This window comes from Bradyrhizobium diazoefficiens USDA 110, from assembly GCF_000011365.1.
GTDB classification, from domain to species: Bacteria; Pseudomonadota; Alphaproteobacteria; order Rhizobiales; family Xanthobacteraceae; genus Bradyrhizobium; species Bradyrhizobium diazoefficiens.
On sequence record NC_004463.1, the window covers coordinates 2,551,443 to 2,572,163 of the forward strand.

21 protein-coding genes are annotated in these 20,721 nt (G+C 62.8%); 11 read left to right on the plus strand and 10 right to left on the minus strand.

Translation table 11 applies throughout. From position 1 onward, the window contains the following. The first annotated feature begins 81 nt into the window (after positions 1–81). From BJA_RS11495 to BJA_RS11515, 5 genes are all read left to right on the plus strand, one after another. Positions 82–936, plus strand: a complete 855-nt coding sequence (locus tag BJA_RS11495; protein ID WP_011085135.1) for a CheR family methyltransferase — start codon at positions 82–84, stop codon at positions 934–936. 16 nt (positions 937–952) lie between these two features. Then, entirely contained in the window at positions 953–2,044 is a 1,092-nt protein-coding gene (locus BJA_RS11500) for a protein-glutamate methylesterase/protein-glutamine glutaminase (RefSeq protein ID WP_011085136.1), read from the plus strand. 5 nt (positions 2,045–2,049) lie between these two features. Beyond that, positions 2,050–3,777: a chemotaxis protein gene (locus tag BJA_RS11505; protein ID WP_011085137.1), complete on the plus strand. Its 1,728-nt coding sequence runs from the start codon at positions 2,050–2,052 to the stop codon at positions 3,775–3,777. Positions 3,778–3,926: 149 nt separating this feature from the next. Then, positions 3,927–4,385: a hypothetical protein gene (locus tag BJA_RS11510; protein ID WP_011085138.1), complete on the plus strand. Its 459-nt coding sequence runs from the start codon at positions 3,927–3,929 to the stop codon at positions 4,383–4,385. 109 nt (positions 4,386–4,494) lie between these two features. Continuing rightward, entirely contained in the window at positions 4,495–4,779 is a 285-nt protein-coding gene (locus tag BJA_RS11515; protein WP_028174300.1) for a hypothetical protein, read from the plus strand. Positions 4,780–4,801: 22 nt separating this feature from the next. Here the strand turns inward: BJA_RS11515 and BJA_RS11520 are convergent, their stop codons facing one another. Beyond that, a complete protein-coding gene (locus BJA_RS11520) occupies positions 4,802–5,167 on the minus strand; it encodes a VanZ family protein (protein WP_011085140.1) in 366 nt (121 codons plus the stop codon). A gap of 939 nt (positions 5,168–6,106) precedes the next feature. Continuing rightward, entirely contained in the window at positions 6,107–6,292 is a 186-nt protein-coding gene (locus tag BJA_RS11525; protein ID WP_133415004.1) for a hypothetical protein, read from the minus strand. 772 nt (positions 6,293–7,064) lie between these two features. On the opposite strand from BJA_RS11525, the gene BJA_RS42240 reads away from it, so the two are divergent. The 3 genes from BJA_RS42240 (at position 7,065) to BJA_RS11535 (ending at position 8,203) form a co-directional block, all read left to right on the plus strand. Then, the gene (locus BJA_RS42240) at positions 7,065–7,220 is read left to right on the plus strand and encodes a hypothetical protein (protein ID WP_165448141.1); all 156 of its coding nucleotides are present in this window, start codon (positions 7,065–7,067) and stop codon (positions 7,218–7,220) included. A gap of 206 nt (positions 7,221–7,426) precedes the next feature. Further along, positions 7,427–7,729 carry a hypothetical protein gene (locus BJA_RS11530; protein ID WP_028174304.1) on the plus strand — a complete coding sequence of 101 codons (303 nt, stop codon included), beginning with the start codon at positions 7,427–7,429 and terminating at the stop codon, positions 7,727–7,729. A 51-nt stretch (positions 7,730–7,780) separates the two neighbouring features. After that, complete coding sequence (locus BJA_RS11535) at positions 7,781–8,203, plus strand: hypothetical protein (RefSeq protein WP_028174305.1); 423 nt, start codon at positions 7,781–7,783, stop codon at positions 8,201–8,203. Positions 8,204–8,227: 24 nt separating this feature from the next. Here BJA_RS11535 and BJA_RS11540 read toward each other — a convergent pair whose 3' ends face one another. Further along, on the minus strand, positions 8,228–8,962 hold the full coding sequence (locus BJA_RS11540) for a metallophosphoesterase family protein (RefSeq protein ID WP_011085143.1): 735 nt from the start codon (positions 8,960–8,962) through the stop codon (positions 8,228–8,230). Between the two features lie 149 nt (positions 8,963–9,111). Then, the gene (locus tag BJA_RS11545) at positions 9,112–9,390 is read right to left on the minus strand and encodes a hypothetical protein (RefSeq protein WP_236842192.1); all 279 of its coding nucleotides are present in this window, start codon (positions 9,388–9,390) and stop codon (positions 9,112–9,114) included. 345 nt (positions 9,391–9,735) lie between these two features. Between BJA_RS11545 and BJA_RS11550 the strand changes: the two genes are divergently transcribed. From BJA_RS11550 to BJA_RS11560, 3 genes are all read left to right on the plus strand, one after another. Beyond that, positions 9,736–11,160: an undecaprenyl-phosphate glucose phosphotransferase gene (locus BJA_RS11550; RefSeq protein ID WP_011085145.1), complete on the plus strand. Its 1,425-nt coding sequence runs from the start codon at positions 9,736–9,738 to the stop codon at positions 11,158–11,160. 170 nt (positions 11,161–11,330) lie between these two features. After that, positions 11,331–12,395: a glycosyl hydrolase 53 family protein gene (locus tag BJA_RS11555; protein WP_236842193.1), complete on the plus strand. Its 1,065-nt coding sequence runs from the start codon at positions 11,331–11,333 to the stop codon at positions 12,393–12,395. Positions 12,396–12,428: 33 nt separating this feature from the next. Then, positions 12,429–13,589 carry an acyltransferase family protein gene (locus BJA_RS11560; RefSeq protein WP_038966607.1) on the plus strand — a complete coding sequence of 387 codons (1,161 nt, stop codon included), beginning with the start codon at positions 12,429–12,431 and terminating at the stop codon, positions 13,587–13,589. Positions 13,590–13,655: 66 nt separating this feature from the next. Here the strand turns inward: BJA_RS11560 and BJA_RS11565 are convergent, their stop codons facing one another. The 6 genes from BJA_RS11565 to BJA_RS11590 all read right to left on the minus strand — a co-directional run bounded on the left by BJA_RS11565 (position 13,656) and on the right by BJA_RS11590 (position 20,521). After that, the gene (locus BJA_RS11565) at positions 13,656–14,456 is read right to left on the minus strand and encodes a hypothetical protein (protein WP_011085148.1); all 801 of its coding nucleotides are present in this window, start codon (positions 14,454–14,456) and stop codon (positions 13,656–13,658) included. Further along, positions 14,440–16,650, minus strand: a complete 2,211-nt coding sequence (locus BJA_RS11570; RefSeq protein WP_028174309.1) for a GNVR domain-containing protein — start codon at positions 16,648–16,650, stop codon at positions 14,440–14,442. The genes BJA_RS11565 and BJA_RS11570 overlap by 17 nt, the downstream gene beginning before the upstream one ends. 20 nt (positions 16,651–16,670) lie before the next feature. Then, a complete protein-coding gene (locus BJA_RS11575) occupies positions 16,671–17,228 on the minus strand; it encodes a hypothetical protein (protein WP_231166652.1) in 558 nt (185 codons plus the stop codon). Between the two features lie 351 nt (positions 17,229–17,579). After that, entirely contained in the window at positions 17,580–18,218 is a 639-nt protein-coding gene (locus BJA_RS11580; RefSeq protein ID WP_011085151.1) for a transglutaminase-like cysteine peptidase, read from the minus strand. A gap of 159 nt (positions 18,219–18,377) precedes the next feature. After that, complete coding sequence (locus BJA_RS11585; protein WP_236842194.1) at positions 18,378–19,046, minus strand: hypothetical protein; 669 nt, start codon at positions 19,044–19,046, stop codon at positions 18,378–18,380. A gap of 5 nt (positions 19,047–19,051) precedes the next feature. Beyond that, positions 19,052–20,521: an O-antigen ligase family protein gene (locus tag BJA_RS11590; RefSeq protein WP_236842195.1), complete on the minus strand. Its 1,470-nt coding sequence runs from the start codon at positions 20,519–20,521 to the stop codon at positions 19,052–19,054. Between the last annotated feature and the right edge of the window lie 200 nt (positions 20,522–20,721).

A 20,721-nucleotide genomic window follows, 5' to 3' on the forward strand; every position in this document is an offset into this window, starting at 1 on the left:
GCGTAAACGTGTAGGATTCAAGATGGCCCGGGTGGCCCGACATTCAGTGCAGGCGGCCATCTCGGACCGGGGCCGGCGACCATGATGCCCGCCGTGCAGGACATGGCCGTGCATCTGTCGGACCGCCACTTCCGGACCATTGCCGAATTGATCGAGGGCCAGGTCGGCATCAAGCTGCCGCAAGGCAAGCGGCTGATGCTGGAGGGGCGGCTGCACAAGCGCGTGCGCGCGCTGAACTTCTCCGACCTCAACGAATATGTCGACAACCTGTTCGGGGCGGAGCATTTCGACACCGAGCTCACCCATTTGATCGATGTGGTGACGACCAACAAGACCGACTTCTTCCGCGAGCCCCAGCACTTCACTTTCATGCGGGACGTCGCAATCCCGGCCCTGCTCAAATTGCATGGACGGAAGAACGCGAACCTGAAGATCTGGAGCTCGGCGAGCTCCACCGGCATGGAAGCCTACACGACCGCGATGGTGCTGGACGACATGACGCGGAACGGCTCGCGGTTTCAGTACCGCATCCTCGGGACCGACATCTCGACCGCGGTGCTGCGCCTTGCCAAGACCGCGATCTACACCCGCGACGTTCTCGCGCCGGTGCCGGAGCCCTTCGTGAAGCGATACTTCCTGTCGTCGCGGGACAAGTCGCGCGGCGAGGTGCGGGTGGTGCCGGAATTGCGGCGCATGACGCATTTCATGCGGATGAACCTCATGGATGCGTCCTATCCCGTCGACCGCGACGTCGACATCATCTTTTGCCGCAACGTCCTGATTTATTTCGAGCGCGAGACGCAGCGCAAGGTGATCGAGCAATTGTGCAGCCATTTGCGGCCCGGCGGCTATCTGCTGGTCGGACATTCGGAATCGATGATTCACAGTGCGGTGCCGGGTTTGAAGCAAGTTCAGCCAACCATTTTCAAGGTCTAGCCGGAGCGCAACCAGAATGCCGAGGGAGAAAGTTCGCGTGCTGATCGTGGACGATTCGGCGTCGGTGCGCCAAATCCTTCAGACGATCCTCAATGACGATCCGGACATCGAGGTGATGGGGACCGCGTCCGACCCGTTCGCAGCCGCGCGCCGCCTCCAGAACGAGATCCCCGACGTCATGATCCTCGACATCGAGATGCCGCGCATGGACGGCATGACGTTCCTGCGCAAGATCATGGCGCAACGTCCGATCCCGGTGATCATCTGCTCCTCGCTGACCGAAGAAGGCTCGAACGTGATGTTCGAAGCGTTCGAGGCGGGCGCGGTCGACATCGTGCCGAAGCCGAAGATCGACACGCGGCAGGCGCTGCTCGAATGCTCCACGCGGCTGCGCGAGGCCGTCAAGTCGGCGGCGCGCGCCCGCGTGCGCCCGCGTGCGGAGCGCCGGGTGGTCGAGAAGAAGCTGACGGCCGACGCCATCATCCCGCCGCCGGTGCAGGGCAAGGTCCGGCCGACGACGGAGCGCATCGTGTGCATCGGCGCATCGACGGGCGGCACCGAAGCGCTCAACGACGTCCTCGAGATGCTGCCGCCGCACTGCCCTCCGCTTCTCATCGTTCAGCACATGCCGGCGGGGTTCACCGCGGCGTTTGCAAGACGTCTCGACAGCGTCTGCCAGATCCGGGTCAAGGAGGCCGAGGACGGCGAGCCGGTGCTGCCGGGCAGCGCCTATATTGCCCCGGGCGCCCGTCACATGCTGCTTCAGCGTATCGGGCTGCGCTACCAGATTGCGATCAAGGACGGTCCGCCGGTGTCGCGGCATCGCCCCTCAGTCGACGTGCTGTTCCGCTCGGCGGCCCAGCACGCCGGCGCCAACGCGCTCGGCGTCATCATGACCGGCATGGGCGACGATGGCGCGCGCGGAATGCTGGAGATGCGCAAGCTCGGCGCCTCGACGCGAGCACAGGATGAAGACAGCTGCGTGGTGTTCGGCATGCCCAAGGAAGCCATCGCCCATGGCGGGGTCGAGAAGGTCGTGCCGCTGCACCATATTCCGCGCGAGATCATGCTCTGGTATCAGGCCGGGCACGTCGCGGTGGCAGGTTGATTGCAATGTCCGCCATTCCGGCCACCACGCTCACTGAAGCGACCGCGGCGATCGAGGATGTCTCGTCGCGCATCGAGGATGTCTTTGCGCGCGTCGGTCGGGAGCTCGGTCGCGGCCACATCATCTTCAAGGAGCTGAACCAGGGCCTCGCCACGCTCTCCGAGGAGCTCTCCGGCGCCGAGATCGAGGGCGCCGCGACCGCGCTGCAGGAGATCGCCGCGCGGCTCAGCGAGCTGGCGCAGACGCTGCCGGCCGAGAGCGCACTGCTTGCGACGATCGGCAAGAGTACGGAGGAGGCGTCCTCGCTGCTCAAACCGCTGTTCAAGCACATCGGAATGATCACCATCATCGCGCGCAGCGCGCGGATCGAGGCGGCTTCGCTCGATGGCGACCGTGAAGGCTTTCTCGCCTTTACGCAGGAAGCCTACGATCTCGGCAAGGCCGTGCAGCGCTCGATCGAGGGCTGCGCACGGGACCAGCAACGTCTGTCGGAAGCCGTTGCCACCGCCTCCGGCCGGCAGAAGGAGTTCGAGAGCCGTTACGGGAACCAGCTGGTCTCGGAGAGCGCCGAGCTCGGCGAGGCCTATGGCGGATTGCGCGACCAGCGCAGCAAGAGCAGCCATGTCGCCGATCTCGCCAGCGCCAGCACCAGGAAGATCGCCGAGGCGGTCGGCAGCGCGATCATTTCCTTGCAGGCCGGCGACAGTACGCGCCAGCGTCTCGAGCATGTCTGTCACGGTCTCGGTCTTGCGTCAGGACCTTCACCAAGCCTCGTTCCCGAACCCGTCACGAGCGATGACGGCGCGCGCGCCATCTGCCTGTTGCAGGCCGCCCAGCTGAGGGACGCCCAGCGCGAGTTCGGTGGCGACATCGGCCAGATCGTTCGCGCGCTGGCGGCTATCTTGAATGATGCGGCCAGCGTCGTAGGCCACGGCCGCACCCTGTTCGGCGGTGAGGATGGCGGCTCGTCGTCGTTCCTGACGCGCATCAAGCAGATATTGGCGCATGCCTCGACCCTGATCGCCACCTGCGAGGGCGCCGGCCGTGCGGTCGATGACGCGCTGGCCATTGTCGAGGATACGCTGGCGAAATTTCGCCAGGCGATCGCCGGGCTCGCCGATGCGACCGTCGACATCACCCTGATCGGGATGAATGCCGGTCTCAAGGCAAGCCATCTCGGCAGCCGCGGCAGCGCCTTCGTCGTGATCGCCAACGAGCTCAAGGCGACTGCGGACCAGGTTTCGGCGGGGGCGGGGCGCCTCCGGCCCGTGCTCGACGGTATCGAGCGCTCGGCCAAGGCACTGAAGGAGCTTCGCGTGCAGGGCGATCCCACGCAGCTTGCCAACCTCGAGCCGCAGATCCTCCAGGCGCTGCGCGAGGTCGAGGCCGGCAACGAACGGCTCGACAAGCTGATGAGCCGGCTCGTCGACGAGGGAGCGGAATTCGAGAGCCTGATGAATTCGGCGCAAGGCCTGATGAGCAAGCTCGGCGAAAGCTCCGCGACTTTGCCTGCGGTGGCCGCGCGCCTCGAGACTGCGAGTGCGGTCGCCCGGCGGCCGCAACCGGGTGCGCAGGACGAGGCCATGCTCGACGATCTCTTCGCGCGCTACACGATGGAGCGCGAGCGGGACGTCCACCGGGAGTTCCTGCAAACGCTCGGGCTTGCGTCGGTCGCCGCCACGCGGCGCGTCGAGGCGGTCGAGACCGCCGACGACGGCATAGAATTGTTTTGACGTCGGTGCCGTCGCGTCGCGCGCCGGCGGCAATTCGATGGATCGGGTTTTCGGGGCGTTAACCCTGCCGAAAGCGCTGGCGGTTTGGTCATTGTCGCGCCCCAGAGTTGGTTGCAAATACCCGTCAATTTTCACGCCGAGAAATTCGTATGTTGAGAGACGGCAAATACGCTGCCTGGTTCAGGACGCCGCGCGGCCAGGGCACCGGCGTCGTGGATCTGATCGAGGGCCGGATCTCGGGTAGCGACAGCTTCTTCACCTATGGTGGCTCTTATCGTGTCAATGAGAAGCACTTCTCGGCCGTCTTGACCGTGAACCGGCACACCGATGGTCCGCCGAGCGTGTTCGGGCCGGACGAGGTCGAGGTCGATCTTGCGGGTGTGTGCAATGGCCTGGTCGCGACCTGCTCGGGCACGGCCAAGGAAGCACCCGACGTCAAATTCGAGGCGACGCTGATCTACAGCCAGGAAGATGCGCCTGCCGCCGACGCTCGATGCGCGGTCGTGAAGCTCAATGCCGACAAATTGCCCAAGAATCTCGACAGCCGCTCCCGGCCGCGCCATCCATTTGCGTCGCCCAAGGATACAGCAAAGGATCCCGCGTCTTAGCTTTGCATTGACGCTGTTGTCGCGAAAACCCTTCGTCACCGCATTGCGGCAACCGTGCCTTTAGAGGTGAAATCTAGGTTGAGGTCCATAACAAAAGACGGACAGGGACATGCCTCAAATCTGGATGACATATGACGAACTCGCGACGCTCAACGGCTGTAGTGCTGCCGAAGCCCGGCTTCAGGCGCAGCATCTGTCGCTCGATCGCCGCAAGAGTCGCGACGGTAACACCCGCGTCAAGCTGAACCTCGCCTTGATGGCCCGGTTCTTCGAGACCATTCGCGAAGCCGAATTCGGTCTCGATGATGCGATCGCGGCGTTGCGTGAAACCCATCGGCAGATGTCGGGAGTTCTCGCGACCCAGCAGGAAAGCCTCAGGCGCGGAGTGGCGTAGGTCCGCCGCGCCCTCGGCCGCGCTAAGACGGCGGCCTTGGCAGGAAAGCCAGGATGGTTTGGGCCAGAAGGACGCCGACGGTGCCGCCGGCGGCCTTTTGCAGCACATCGATGAGCCGCGGATCACGATCCGGCGTCACCGCCTGCAAAACCTCGAGACCGACTGCAACGGCCACTACGAACGCGCAAGCCAGTTTGACGCGCCCCGGCAGCAGGAACGACAGCAGGAAGCCCAACAGGCCGTAGGCGCTGAAGCGCTCGATGACGACGACCGAGTAGGCCTCCGCATGGCCCATGAGCGCCGGCCTGCCCGCGAGCTTGGCCAGCGTGGCATAGATGATGAGCGCGAGGCAGATTCCGGCGGCTGCGATGAGATGGTTGCGGCGCATGGCGCCAACATAACCGGTCGGCCCGCTGGTCGCTTTCGAAAGCCAGGAACATCGTTAAGGTTCATAGACCTTCGCGGGCATGAACCGAGGTTCACGAGCGAACGGCAGAGACGGCCCATTTCGGCGGTTGCGCATCTGACGACGTCAAGCGTGGCGATGCAGTCGCGATTTCATGCTGAATTGGCTGGGGGCGTCATCAACTCGCCGGCTCCCCGGTCTTGTGACCCACAATCTCACGGCCACGAACAGGATGTTGATGCCAAGCCAGATCGACATCACGATCAGGAAAGAGCTTGCCATGGCGCCGCCTCCCGCATTCCTTTCGGGAACAATGCGGGGCGCGGTCGAGAGTTCCGGCTTTGCGGAGGGGCAGCCGATCGTCCCTGCCCAAATTCTCGTCATTGACGAGCCGGGCCAGCCGGGTCAGGCACGAAGCCGCGCGCCTGACCGCATGACGAAGTCGTCGGCAGGAGGGCGACGTTCAGCGCCGATTGTAGGACCAGCCCTTGTCGACATCGGTCGGGTAGTGGGCTGCGAAGTACGGATTCTTGAGGCAGTTTCGCGCAGGATCATAGATCCAGTCCGCGCACTCGCGGTAATTCAGAAATCTGCAATCGAAGCCAAAGGCACACCATGGCGCGCCATTCGGAAATCCGAACCGCACGGGGACTTGCGCCGACGCCATCGAGGGCAGAGCCAGGAGCAAAGCTACAGCCAGTGCGCGGGACAACATGATCCATTCCTCCAACAAACGATCGGGCGGACATCGAAGCCCGTCGATGATCAATCTTCATCGCCGGCCAGCTTAACATCCAGGCGCGGAGAGATCGAGTGCGCTGAAGGCGTTCGGGCTGCGTCGATTGGCGGCTTTCCGCTCACCGGTCGATCGGGCAGGCGCGCACGTCCGTGAACTGTCGCGCACGGCCGGCGCGACGGACGCTAGGTCTTCTTGCTGCCCTTGGATTTGAGCGACAGGCCGAGACGCAAGGCCATGCGCTTGATCGCATCGGGCGAGCGACCGAGAAGCTTTGCCGCCTCTTCCAGCGAAGTCGAAGACTTGGCCAACTCCATCAGCCGGCGGTCTTCCTTGAACGACCAGGGCCTGCGCGCCATAACCGAATTCATCCTCTCGTCGACACAACGACAAAGCCGCCAAGCGGACCCATGTTCGCTCGACGGCTTTGCTTGGGTGGGGCCGGGCTTGGGGCAGCCCGGTGTGAAGATGGATATGCGATCCCTCGGCATTCGCAACAAACAACGCGGATTAAGCTAACCGCTCAACCTTACCGCGATGAAATCGGCGCGCGGCGCTCCGTAGTACCACGGTGTTTTTGTGAACCGCGGTCGATCCGCGCGCTCCGACAGCCGCGATCGAGGATGTTCTGTCATCATGTCCGGCTGTCGCGGAGCCCGCGGACGGCCTTCGCCAAGCCCGCTTTCGAAGCCTCGCGGGGACGCCGGCCGGGCTCGCGTCCGGCCTTGCCGGAATCCACGGCGTCGCGGAGATCGTGGCCGAACCGATCCGCCACGAAGCCGGCCTCGTCGCGTACCCGTTGTGCGGAGCTGGGTCGCCGCATCCTCGACTGACGGGCGCCATACCCGGAGACATCATCTTGCAGCGATCACTTGATCTTGCCGCGATCACCTGCGCGCGATTGCAGAATCGTCGTCGCGGCGGCTGCGTCGCGCGGAATCAATTTGAATTGAATCACCGCGCGGTGTCGATCGCAACCGCTCCGAACGAGAAGCGATCCAATCGCGACGACGCGCAAGGTGCAAGCAAATCCCGACAAGCAGCATTGCGCTTCGCTCAGACGACTCGTCACGAGATCGTCGAATTCGTTCGGCTATGTTCGCGCGAACGGCGAAGAACAAATCAAACAATCAGAAGACCGAGATGCTTCAGAGAGCGCGAGCGGCACTTCCCCTCACGAAGATCAGAGAGTGGGCATTCGAAGGCGCATTTTTCAGCGTTGCGCTGATTGCGATGGCGGGCTGGGTGTACTTCATCACGCTGTTGCTGGTGCGGTTGTTCCTCTGGTTCTTCGGCTGAGCGCGCGGCGGACCACTTCGCAAGCACGGTGCTGCCCAAAAAATCTCGGGCGTGGCAAGAAAATCAGCGGCGCTCATCATGATCTCGACACAACTCGAAGATGACACTGGCGCATCGTGTTGGCGATGGCGCGGACGTGTATTCCGATGATTTGCAACCGGCGTGGCACGGTTGTAGGCAGGGGCGTGGATGCAGGGGAGTGGATCATGACGGGAACGCGGGTAGACGCCATCACCAGTTCGACGAACACGGCGCCGCGGCGCTATTTCGTCGATGCGGGGGGCCGGCGTGTCCTGATTGGGCTGACGCCCGAGGAGACGTTCGAGTTCGAGCGGCTCGACAGTGGCCAGGCGCCGGGCCGGGTGCAGGTCGCGTCCGGCGGCCGTGACGTGTGGCCGGATGCCGGTGAGCGGCGCCGGCTCGAGCTCTACGAGAAGCACGAGGGCGCCTGGAGGGCCTGGATGGCGCAAAGCCGCACCGAACGGCGCGAAGGCTTCAATCTTTATTAACCATCCCGGACCCATTTTCTGGTCTGGCGCCTCGAACCGGAAAGTGCACGCATGTTTCAGCTCTTCTTGCGGGCCCGCACCCATAACTTCCTGAAGGACCGTTTCGGGGGAGAGCAGACGTTCCGTGCGCGCTCGCCCGAGCGCGACGCCGAAACCGATCGCACGCGGATCGAAGCCATCATGATCGCGATCGAGGACGCGCTCCATGCGGCGGAGCGGGAGCAATCGGGCCTCAATCGCCGGGTGGAAGACGTGCTGGCGCGTGCGGCCGTGACCTTCGGCAACGGCGATGACGAATATCTCGAGCGCGAGGCGCTCGACAATCACCACCAGGATCTGTTCGACAAGGAGATCCTGAACGGCCAGCGCCGGCTCAAGGAGCTCGGTGCCTCGATCGCGCATTTCAAGTTCCTGAAGGCGGCGATGCTGAGCCGCTTTCCGGAATATCGGCCTCCGGCAAGCTCCACCAATTAGAGTGTGGCGCGCGAGCGCGGGCGGCTAGATCGCGAGCATGCTGTTGCCCTGGATGGACAGCAGCGTCAGATTTCCGGTGGCGTACGCCCCGGTATCGATGTTGGCGCGGTTCTCCAGCAGCTCGGCCTGCCGCACCGGCGTGTGGCCGTGCACGACATACTTGCCGAAACGCCTCTTGCTCTGGAGGAATTCGTCCCTGATCCACAACAGGTCGGATTCGCGCTGTTCGGAGAGCGGAATGCCCGGGCGCACTCCGGCATGGACGAAGAAGAAGTCGCCGCATGTGAATGTCGGCCGCAGCTGGCGCAGGAACGCGATGTGCTCCGGCGGCATCGCGGATGTGAGTTCGCGCACGAGATCGGACTGTTCGTCCTTGCTGAGGCCCGGCGCGGCCGACACGCCATACGACATCAGGGTCTGGAGCCCGCCGAACTGAAACCATTCGGTGGCGCGCGAGGGGTCCTCCAGCACCGAGGTGAAATAGGCCTCGTGATTGCCCTTGAGGAAGACCGTGTTGCGGCGGCGGCTGCGCCTGATCAGGAGGTCGAGGGTGTGGCGCGAGTCCGGTCCGCGATCGATGTAGTCGCCGAGGAAGACCTCGATCGCGCGATAGGGCCGGCTGTTCGCCATGTCCGCATCGATGACGGCAAACATCTGTTCGAGCAGGTGCGCGCAGCCGTGGATGTCGCTGAGCGCATAGATGCGCACGCCGTTCGGTAGCTTCGGCCGGGGCGAATTTCGGGGCGCTGTCGTGGGCATGGGGCCCAACTCTTTCAGAGAGCTTCGCCCGGGATGTCAATATGCTATCGACGGAATCGGGGTGCCAAGAGCCGCTTTTTTCCCGCCTTCTGATGCTGAAGGCTCATCAGAGCTCTGCGAACCGCCGATCCTTGCTGCTTCCAGGCCGACTAGCCGAAGCTCCGGCTGTCGAACGATGGCGCGGCCTTGCCGCGATAGACTGACGCTCGCACGCGGACCAGAGCCGCGCCGCAGAAATAGCCAAACTGGAGCACCGCCGCAAAGACGAGAATCGTAACAACGGTGTGACCCGAATCATGTCCCTGCCAGACCGCGCCCGCGCCGAGGATCGCTGCACCGAGAATGATGGCAGGCGGCAGGATGAAGACTCGGAATCGGCCTCCCAGCAACGATCCGATCAGCAGGCTGAAGACGACGACGGTACTCACGACACAACTCCTCGAATTGGTCACGAGTGTTAATGGCCGCGGGCTAATAACGACTTAAGCGGCATGGTTGAACAGTCGTTCAAATGCGCGCGACGCGCTGCGCGAAAATGACGCGATTTGACAGAAATCGCGGCGCATTGCCCGCATAATTGTCACGTGTGTGACAGCAGTTTGAGCATTCTCTCGATGCGATACTGCGTTGCAGAAAAATCGATTTGATTTTTTCGGTGCACTGCCGCAATGTCGCTTTGTTTAGTTAAGATATACTTCGGCGCACGTCGAAAAATTTCGATCGATTTGCTCGCAATCGTGATTGCGGGTGCGTGACGAGGCAGCGAGGTTCGGATGGCTGTAGCAACTTACGGTTCGGAAAACTATTATTCGGCTATATCGAACCGACGCGGTGCCCTCCAGAGACCCCTCCAGGTGGCTTTGATCGCCGGCGACTTCCTCGCCGTGCTGCTCAGCTATTTCGTCGCGAGCGGTTTGTATCGCGTGCTTGTCGTCGAGCAGGATTCGTCCGTCGGAGCCGGTCTCGTCGTCGGCGCGGTGTTCGTGACCATCGCCTATTTCCAGGGCGTCTACGATCATCACCGCCTGTTGAGCACGGTCTGGCAGCTGCGCAAGGCCCTGGCGGTCTGGCTGATCTCGTTGACCATCCTCGCGGTCGAGGCGTTCCTGCTCAAATCGTCCGCGGATCTGTCGCGCGGAACTACGCTGCTGTTCGCTGCGACCGGCGGCGTTGCCTTGGGCGGGCTCCGCGTGTTGTGGCGCCTGGCCCTGACCTCGAGCTATGCCAAGGGCCGTCTGGTCGATCGCAAGGTCGTGCTGCTCAGCCTCAAGCCGCTCGATTTCACCTCGACCCGCTTCAAGGATCTGCGCAAGCATGGCTTCAACGTCGTGCGGCATTTCGTGCTCGAGCCGTCCGAAGAGGGCGCAGGCTGGGATAGCGAGATTCGCGACATCATTCGTCAGGGCCGGACGGCGGACGTGGAAGAATATCTCCTGGTCATCGACTGGGACGAGATGCCGCTTCTCCAGAAGCTGAGCCAGCATCTGCGCGTCGTTCCCCAGCCGATTCGTCTCCTGCCGGATTTTCCGATCGCGGATCTGGTGTCGCGTCCGTTCCAGCCGGTCAGCGGCACAGTCGCGATTGAGATCCAGCGTGCGCCGCTCAGCGTGTTCGAGCAGGCGCAGAAGCGCTGCCTCGATATCGGCCTTGCCTCGTTCGCCCTGCTGCTGCTGGCGCCGCTGCTGGTGACGGCCGCGATCATGATCAAGCTCGATTCCAGGGGCAACGTGATCTTCAAGCAGTCCCGGCGCGGCTTCAACGGCAAGCAGTTCGAGATCTGGAAGTTCCGTTCCATGACGGTGGCGGAGAACGGTCATGTCGTCACGCAGGCGACGAAGAGCGACGCGCGTGTCACCCGTGTCGGCCGCGTGCTGCGTCGGACCAGCATCGACGAGCTGCCGCAGCTCTGGAACGTTCTTCGCGGCGAGATGTCGCTGGTCGGGCCGCGCCCGCACGCGCTTGCGCATGACAATTACTACGACCAGCTCATCAGCAATTACGTGTACCGGCATCACATGAAGCCGGGCCTGACCGGATGGGCCCAAGTCAACGGCTTCCGTGGCGAGACGCCGACCATCGATCTGATGGAAAAGCGGGTTGAGTATGACGTCTGGTACGTCAGCAACTGGAGCATCTGGCTCGACATCAGGATCATCCTGAAGACCGCGCTGGCGCTGATTCATCAGGAAGCCTACTGAGCCGGACTGAATCTGGCGCGCATTCGTCGCGCTGGATGCCGATCACGTCCGTGCGAGGCGGAGACGGCCTGCATCTTGCAGCACGCGATCTATCGCCCCCCATCGGCCATTGGAGCCACCGAAACGCGGAGCCTTGCAGATTGAGCCATCGCCTTGTCAGGTCAGCCCTCATGCTGTTGCTGCTCGCCGTCGCGGTTGTCGCGTCCTGCGCCGATGCGCTCGCATTGGAATGGGGCGTCGGCGGACCGCCGCAGAAGCGCAGGGATCTCGAGCCGATCTTTCAGCTGATGAAGGCGCGAGGGCTGACGCAATACAGGACTGGCCTCAATCTCACGCAGGATGCCGAGCCGGTCGAAGCGCCGATGTTCCGGAAAACCGTCGCGCTGGCCAAAAGATATTCGATCACGCTTCATCCTCTCATCAACTTCCCCTTCCGCTATGGCGACCGCACAGACAGAGGGCGCTATCCGAAGGGAGATGGGGAAGCCCTCTACAGGCAGGGCTACGATCGGACCTACGCGTTTGTCCGGCAGTTCAGCGCAGATGTCCTCGACTGGGAGCTGGAGAACGAGATCAACCTGCTCGCTCTCGATTCCGACGGGAAGAAGTTGTTCGGGCGCGGGATGACGGCGGCTGACTTCGAAATGCCGGTGATGGAGGACTGGGCCCAGGTGTTGCACGGCGCCTCCGATGCCATCGACCAGATCAATCGCGAGACCGGAAGCCATCTGCGCAAGGTGTTGAACACGACCTCGACGATGCTGGGCTTCCTGGACTTCATGGAGTCCAGGGGCGTGAAATACGACGTGATCTCCTACCACTATTACGAGGTGGCGGGGCAGAATCCGCATCGGCATTGGAATGGACGAAATTTGCCCTTCGACCTGTTCAAGAAGCTCGCGTCCTATCGCCGCCCGGTGACATTCAACGAGGTCAATTGCGGCGAGATCTACAAGCCGGCCTATGGAAACCAGCCTGGCGATGCTCTGACGGAGCAATGCCTGCGGACGTTGCGGGACACCTTCCAATATCTGAAGAACCAGAAAGACGTCGAGATCGAAAGCGTCATGGTCTACGAGCTGTTCGACGAGCCGCAGAAGAAGCCTCCGGAGAACAGGTTTGGGCTGATGTACGAGATCGACAGGCCCAAGGTCGCGCTCTTTCTGCTCTCGGAGTTTGCGGGCGGCCGTCTGTCGGCTGAAGAATTGACAGAGTTGAGAACCAGGGGACTGTAGCTCTCGGTCTCCGTGCAAAGAGAAGAACCAGCAATGTCCCTACTTGGATCCGACCGCCCCAACGCCGAAAAGTCGGGCAGTATTCTAGGCTTCAACGGACTGCGCGGTCTTTCGGTCGTTCTGGTCTATCTCAATCACAAGTGCGGACTGCAGTTCTACTCAGGCAGCGTCGGCGTCTGGATCTTCTTCATCCTGAGCGGGTTCCTCATCATCGGCGAGCTCAACAGGCAGCGCAGCAAGGCCGAGACGGCCGCGTCCCGGCCCGCCGCGGAAATCGTCACCTTCTGGGTGAAGCGCGCGACGCGCATCTTTCCTGCATATTATGCGCTTCTCGCCATCCTGTTCCTGACCCGGGCGTATTTTCAGCACGCGGGGCCCGACCTCGGCTTCCGCTATCACGTCGTGTACCTGTCCAACTACTGGATCGGCAGCGTCATCGGCGGGACCGCAGGTCCCTTCGGCGTGCTCTGGACGCTCTCGGTCGAGCAGCAGTTTTACGTGGTCGCGCCCTTCCTGTTCATCCTGCTTCCCCTGGAGCGCCATTTCGTCACCTGCATGTGCGTCGTCGCGCTCGGGCTGGTCGGCCATTTCCTGATGTATTCGTCGGGCTTCAATCACACCGCCATCCACACCTTGTCGCCCTGGAATTTCAGCCTGATCGCGTTCGGTGGCGCGATCACGATCCTGCATCTGCACAGGCAAGGATGGGCTCCGAACGGAAACGGCACGTTCGCGTTTCTCCTCATTTTGGCGTTCGCGTTGTGCTCGAACGGCGTGATTTACGACGCGCCTTCGTATCTTTTCCCGGTGATCGACACTGCGATCGGGCTTTGCCTAGTCGCCCTGGTGTGGTGGGTTCGCGCCAACCAGGAAAGTGTCGTTGTTCACGCACTGGAGTGGAAGCCGCTCGAGCATCTCGGGAAGATCAGCTACGGCTTCTATCTCGTGCATAACTTCATCCCGAACCCGCTCGGCAAGGCGCTCACGCTCTATGGCGGGATGTCGGTGCCCAACAGCGTGAAGATCAGCGCGGGCGCAGCCATCGGCTTCGTGATCTCCTACGCGGTCGCGCATGTGTCCTGGAAGTACTTCGAGTCGCCGATCCTGCGCAGCCGCCGCGGGCTGACCAAGTTCTTCCTGCAATACCTGCCCGACAGCCCTTCCCAGGGCGTGCCGCGAACCGAACTCAAATAGGCGAGGTGTTTGCGTGGCGCCGAATGTCGCGGACATCGGCGCACACGCCGAGGGCCCCTGCCAACCTCAACGGCTCGTACGAACGCCGTCGCCGTCGGTTGGATAGCAGCGATGGCGGACCCGCAGGCCTTTCTCCGCGACGAAATGCGAGAACAGGTCCCGATCGGCTTCCGGCGCCGCGCAAGTGCGTTCGAGCAGCGCGACGCGCGCCTCCATGCCCGCCGCCTGATAGAGCGTGGCGGCGCTGGGGAACAGGCGGGCCTGGAAGATGTCGGCGAAGTCCTGTGTGGCGTAGTCCTTGAGCTCCGGCGAGACCGCGTTGAAGACGCGAAGAGCCAACGGTGCGCGGATGAGCTGGAGCCAGGCCTCGTGCGGCGCGAAGCGATAGGAAAGATCCAGCAACTCCGCTGTTCGCGGCCCGAAGCCGACCTGGCGGATTTCGGCCCAGTAGCGGCCGAACCAGCCCAGTCCTTCCGTCGGTGCGCACGTCAGCAACGCGAGGCTCGTGGACGCGACGGCGTCTGCGTCGATGTCGATCTGCTTCAGATCGCCTGCGCGGGTCGAGTCGTCGGCGATTGCGAGCTGGAGCAGCAGGAGTTCGCGCAGCGTCTTGGCGCTGCATAGCCGGCGGGCGGACGGCAGATTGTCCCCCACGATCCGCCTCAAGCGATCGGTTTCATAGCGTTCGCCGCGCGCCACGCGGCCGGCGATCTGCGGGACCGCGGGATTGGTCACATCCGGGACAACCGATGCGACCCAGAGCAGCGCGACAGCGGCGAGAGCGATGGTCGAGCCGCGCAGAAGCCAGCGAAACGCGGATCCCGCCGGCTGCTGTGCCGGCGGCTCGGTGCTAGGCGCCCTCGACATAATAGCTGTTGTAGTGCGAGCCCTTGTACGCCTCGATCCGCTTCAGCATCTTCGGATTGGCGCGATTGAGCACGGCGCCCAGGAGCTTCTTCTGGATGCCCTCGGAGCTGGCCATCGATTCCTGGAGCGCATTGCGGCTCGTGCGACCCCACTCGATCACGTAAACCATCGCATCGACGAGGTGGCTGACGGCCTTGGCGTCGGCCACCGGCATCACCGGCGCCAGATCGATGACGATGTACTCATACTCCTCGCGAACCACCGCGAGCAGGTCGGCCATCGACTTCGAGGCAATGACGTCCGCCGAGTTCACCATGCGCGAGGCGACGACGGAGGGCAGGAAGTCAAGCCCGCTCTCCTTGCTGCGCTGGATGTGATAGCCGAACGAGTGCGGATCCTTGAGGGCTTCGACCAGACCGGTCTTGGAATGTGGAGCCAGCGCCCGCGTCAGCGAGCGAGTGTGAAGGTCGCCGTCGATCAGCAGTGTGCGGTGGCCGGTCAACGCGGTCAGATGACCGAAATTGGCGGCGACCGTGGTTTTTCCTTCCTTCGGCAGGGACGACAGGATGCCGATCACCTTGACCTCGCGCGAGAGGCGCGCGACGTCGATCGACACCTTGATGTTCCGCAGCGTCTCCGCAAACCGCGAGAACGGATGCTCGACGACGTAGCTCGATATGTTTGCTTCCGGATGATCCGCCGAGGCTCTCGCCGGGCGAATGTCGGGAAGGACGCCGAGGCATTTCACCCCGAGCTGGTCCTCGACGTCGTTCGGAGACCGCAGTACGTCGCTCATCAGCTCCTTCGTGAAGGCGGCGCCGAAGCCGAAACAGAGGCCGCCGAGCAGGCCGCCGGCCAGCGCCAGCAGCGTCTTGGGCGAGCTCTTCTTGTCGGGCTTGACCGCCGTGCTGATGATGCGCGCTTCGCTGATCGGGAAGCTCTGGTTCTGCGTCGCGTTCTGAAGCTTCTCGAGGAAGTTGTTGTAGAGGTTGCGATAGGTGTCCGCCGCGCTCTCGAGATCGCGCAGCTTAACCTGCGCCTGGCTGGTGCTGCCGGCCTGGGACACGAGATTCTTGAGGTTGTCCTCGAGCGCCGTCTCGCGGCTCTTGGCGATCTCGTACTCGCTGCGATACGCGTCCGCGATACGGCGCACTTCGTCCGCGATGGCCTTGCGCAGCTCGTCCATGCGGTTGGACAGGTTGACGGCCGCCTGGTGGGTCTTGCCGTAGCGGGTCGACCAATCGGCATATTGGGCCGCAAGGTCGAGATACTGGGCGCGCAGGCGGGTGATCACGGTGTTGTTGAGGGCGTCCGTCACCGTCGGCTGGACCAGGTCCTTGTCCAGCAATGCCTCGATCCGGTCGAGACGGGCCTTGGCCTCCGCGGTTGCCGCATGCGCGGCGATGAGCTGAGAGTTGACGTCGGCGAGCTGCTGCTCGCTCATCAGGCCCCGGCTGGTGCCGACGATGTTGTTCTGCGCCTTGAACGTTTGCACGGCGCGGTCGCTCGCTGTCGCTTGCTCACGCAGCTCGGCGCTGCGTTGCTGGAGCCATTCGCCGGCGCGCTTGGTCGACTGATATTTCGCTTCCAGCGCGCCCACGATGTACGCGTCCGCGATGGCGTTCGCGATCTGCGCCGCCTTGTTCGGATCGATCGAGCGGAAGTTCATCGAAAGGACATAGGTCGTCAGCACGCGCTCGACCTTGAGATTCTTCTGAAGCAGCTCGACCGCGCCACGCTCGACGCGCTCCTTGCTCGGAGGGCCATCCGATCCGAACATCGCGATGACCTTGCCGATGACCAGCGGAATCAATCCTGGGTCTGAACCGTTGAACTCCGAATCCTCGGTGAGCTTCAGGCGCCGGACGATCGACAGGAGCAGGTCGTCGGACTGGAGAATCTCGACCTGGCTGTCGACGAAGCCCGGGTCGATCAGCGCGTTGGCGGTTCCGCTGTCCTTGTCCAGCACCTGGGTCTGACGCGTATCCATCAGAATGCGCGCATTTGCCGTGTACATCGGCGTCGCAACGATCAGGTAGACGAGAACGAGCGCGAGCGTACCGGCCACGATGGCGACGATCAGCGGCCATTGGCGACGTACGATGTCCAGAGCGCGCTCGGCGCTAAGCGTCGTGCCACCGACCTCGATGGCATATCTCGGACGTTGCGGAAACTGGTCTCGTGGCTGAAACATCTCTGGGAATCTTGAGGTTGTCACTCAGGGAGGGGAACGGGCTTGAACGGGTCGGCGAGTTCGGTCTTCCATTCACCCGACATCAGGCCGGCGCCCTGGCTCGAGCCTGCCGGCTGGTTATTGGCTGTAGATGGGGCAGGGCTCCCCGAAGCGGGCGCGACCGCCGTATCCTGATCCGCGAAATATCCCTTGAGCACGGAGCCGTCGTGCAGCTTGGCGACGAATTCGCTGATCCTGCGCGCGACGTCGGGTTTGGTCGCGACGCAGCGCTCCTCGGCACGGTGAAGCCCGGCGCCGATTGCGATGCGATCGGCCTGGCTCGCCTCGCGCAACATGTCCCGGACCGGCTCGAGCGCCGCGATGTCGGTCACCAGCAGCCCGGTTAGCCGTCCCGAAAGCTTGTCCCTGTCGTTCTTCGACTGCCGCAACAGAACCGAGGGATCTGAGACGAAGGCACTGATCGCGGCCGATGGGGCGCGTTCGCCGCGATCGACGCATTGCGCATGCGCCGGCGTTGCAAACGCTGCGAACAGCGCAACGGCGACGGCAATCGGCGAAGCCCGGAGAGGACCACGCAACAAGCTATCGAGTTTGAGGAGGATCGCGCTCATATCTCGTTGCGAACTATGGATGGCGTATCGATTTAGACCGTAGGTCCTTGATGGCCCAAAACTATGTCAAATTCTTGTGCGGCGCAAAATATAACCCAGCGCGGACCGAATTGCCATCCTCCGCACCGCGATTCAACATCAACGAAGCTGCTGCTGCGATCAGACGCAGATTCAGCAAATGATTGCATCAAGGTCGCATGCCTTAAGCACGATTCTTAGGCAAACGCCATGGTCAAGACAAAGGCGCGAGGGAATGGTCCAGGGACCATCTCCTCGCGCCTGTCGATTGGGGGCGGGTAGAGTGGAACGTCGCGCGATCTATTGGACGGTTCGCAGCATCGCGAGACGCATGGCGCGCAGGCGCTCGCCATGCTCGCCGATCGCGACCCAGAATTGCGGGTTGCCGCCGGACTGCATCGAGATCCACTCATAGTCCGCCGCGTTCCAGGGGCGCACCGAAGCGGAAAGATTGTCGAGAACGAAGTCTCCGTCGGCGAGACGCGCGACCAGTACAAGGTGGCCCCTGCCGCCCGTCAGGACAACTGCAAGTCGCAGCGCCGATCTGGGCCAGCCCATCTCGATCAGCTGATGGCGCTTGGTGACCGCGTAGTCGTTGCAATCGCCGGCGGACGGCGCAAGCGTCCAGCGCGCCACCATCGGATTGGTGGATTTCTGCATCGGAGTGATGGACGCGTTGACCGAACTGTTGACCTCGCGCAGCATGCTCATTGCCCGCTCGCCCGAAGGCAGGGTCCGTTCGGCGGTGTCGGCGGCGCATTCGGCGTCGTAGTTCATGCAGAACTTGACGAATTGCAGCGGCGCGAGCGCATTGTCGTACTCGCTGATGAATGCGCGCTTTGCCTGGTTCTGTGAACCGTCGTTCAGCGTGTCGGCCTTGGCTGCCGCACCGGCCGTCGCGACCCCGATCGCAACCAGCGATTTGATAATCCAGCTCATGACATCCCCATTTCGCGTTTTCTTTTTGACGCTACGGGTATCTCACAAACGATTTGAGCTTTGGTTCCGCGGAAATTTACAATTGTAGCGAAATTGGCCGGTTTTGAGACCGGCCGGGCAGGGGTGGTTAATCCGCTGTCAACGCGGCGGTTCCAGTCGTCAACGCGACGGGCTTACGGAGGTCAGAACCGCGGTCGACGTCGCTGCAAACAGCGTTTGCGTCTGCGACTGGGCGCTGCCGCCGCTCTGATTCAGCACGACGGGCACGGTCGAGGTTGCCGCGCCACCGCGCGCCTCCGCGGCGGTCGAGCCCGGTCCGCCTCCGGCAGTGGTTTCGCCCGTCGGATCGGCGCCCGCCGTCACTTCGGTGGCGATATCGCCGGTGATGCTGGTGAACGACTGGATCAGATCGGGATTGTCTGTCTTGAGAACCGCCTGCTGGATCAGCTGGGCAACCTGAGGCTGCGTCAGCACGCAGGTGGAAGCCGCAGTGCCGAGTCCGGCGCCGATGGCGCGGCTCTGATCCGCGCTGCTGGCCTTCGCTAATGAGGCGATGCCCTCGACGGTCTCGGGACGTGCGGTCAAAAGGTCGCGGACAGCCGATGCGAGACCGCCCTGGCCGTCCTTGAACTGATCGAGCAGGCCTCCGGGATTGGCCAGAAAGTCGGTGGCGCGCTCCGCCGAAACGATTCCGGTGTTGGCGACACAGCCTGCACTGACGCCGGTCGCAGCAAATGCAGTCGGCGACCAACCAAATAATGTTAGTGCTCCGACAACCACAGCGAAGCGCTTACCAGAATTCCAACTCATTGCCCTGCCCATTTCCATTCTTTTTACTTTAACTCGATTTGCGCAGATTTGCCACGTTCTTTTCGCAATTGTGACGGCAGCGATTGCGCGAGGCCACATCCGACGATAGCCGCGAAAAACACGCCATATCCTGGGATTTGCAGTGAAAAATCGATGCAGCTATGTGATACGCCCAATACGGCGACGCTCGCGCCGATGACGGGTATGTAGCGATCGCGCTTCCTGCGCAAGCTTCCGGTAAGCAAATGGTAAAAGTACCAGAGGCTGACGAGCGCGATCACGGCAAAGGCGGGAATGCCCAATTCGACGGCAATTTCCACCGGCGTGCTGTGGGCACGATCCCAGATGCCGAGACTGCCGAGCACTGCGGGCCTGTAGGCGGGAAAAACAGCCTCGAAATTGCCGAGCCCGATTCCGAGCAGCTGATGATCGGCGATGATCCCCAATGAGGCCTGATAGGCTGCAATCCTCTGGGGATCGATCAGCCCATGTTCGACGATTCGCCCTGCGACGAGGCCGCCGACGAGTTGCAGGAGCACGAGCCCTGCAGCCGCCGAGCCGCCAAGGACCAGCCATTTCCGCGATCTGCCGAGTTCGAGCGGCACGAGATAGAGGATGATGGCCAGCACGAATGTGCCGACCGACAGCAGAAGGCCCGCGCGCGATCCGGTCATGGCAAGCGCAATCGTGCAGATCGCGAAGCCCGCGCCAAGCGCCACCGGCGTGGAGAGCATCTGCTCCAGCTGCGCTCGCCAATCCGGTTGCTCCGGCGGCCCGCTCTCCTGGCGGTGCATGGTGCGCAGGAGCGGCACCAGAAACAGCAGGGCGCAGGTGCCCCAGAACGTCGCCGCCGTGTTTCGGTTGACAAACGTTCCCGTGACGAAGCCGAGATAGGCTTCCTTCTGCCGGAATAGGACCACGTCAGGCGCGATCAGCTCCGCCAGGATTCCGTAGAGTGCATACAGGCACCCGGCCCATGCCAGTATTCGTAGCAGTGAACGGGCAGCTCTCGCATCGCTTGCAAGAATCACCGCGCGCGTGAAGGCGAGTGACAGCAGCAGGACCGACCCGAACGCCAGCCACGGTCCGCGTGCGGTCATAGAAAGGCGGTCAGGCAGGGCAAGACCGAACGACCGTCGCGGCAGTTCCCAGATGGTTGCGGATTGTGCAGGAGGGCCGCTCCACATTTGCAACGTGACGATGACGCCCACTGTCGCGACGGTCACTGCCGCCGGAATCAGCAGCATGGCGTTGCGACGGCTCACCGCTGAGAGATCGGCGGTCAGCAGGCTGCAAACGAGCAGAAAATTCCAGAAGCAAATCCACGCGAGGTCGAGGGATCCGAGCGGAAGTGGCGCCAGCACAAACACGGCTGCGGCGAAAAATCGCGATATCGCGCCCAAAGGCCCCTCTGTCGTTCTGCTCAGCGCCGACGGAGCTATCAGAACCTCGCATGAGATCAAGTTAATGCGAGCTGGCGTGTTGACCGTCATTCGCACGATTGCACGGAATGCGGCGGAGGTTCGCGCGCGCAGCCCTGATCTGTTCCAAACGCAATGCCCGTTGCCTCACGAAAGCTGAATTGAAGTTTATGAGCACGTTGCCGAAGCCGGAGCACAGATGTGTCCGGCTTCTTGCTGCCGCATCTTGTGTGCAGTGTCCGGCGCCGGAGATCGGCGGTTCGGCTCTTTTC